At 40.1% G+C, this 257-nt stretch carries 1 protein-coding gene; it reads right to left on the reverse strand.

Features of this window, described 5'->3' with window-relative positions:
• Positions 1–257, reverse strand: a 257-nt coding sequence (locus tag Q5762_RS38965) for a hypothetical protein (protein ID WP_315897050.1), incomplete at both ends; no start/stop codon positions are given.

The following is a 257-nucleotide window of genomic DNA, read 5'->3' on the forward strand; positions in this document are numbered from 1 at the left end:
TTTTTCAGCCTTAATCAGGCTATTAGCTTGTTTCTCTTTAGCACTCAAGAGATCTAAACCTGGGTAGGTGGCTAATGTTTGCTCAATAAAAGCAGTTAACGGGGGGAGGTTTTTATTAATAAACAATTGACCACTGGGGGCGACTGGCTGAGTTTGGTTCAGAATCTGTGTCAACGCACTTTGAGCTATGTCTAATGTTTTTTCTGATTTTTTACGCTCAATAGTGGCTTTATCTAAAGATGCTTCGGCCTGTAAAC

It is taken from the genome of Streptomyces sp. P9(2023) (assembly GCF_032436795.1).
In the GTDB taxonomy this organism is placed as follows: Bacteria; Actinomycetota; Actinomycetes; order Streptomycetales; family Streptomycetaceae; genus Streptomyces.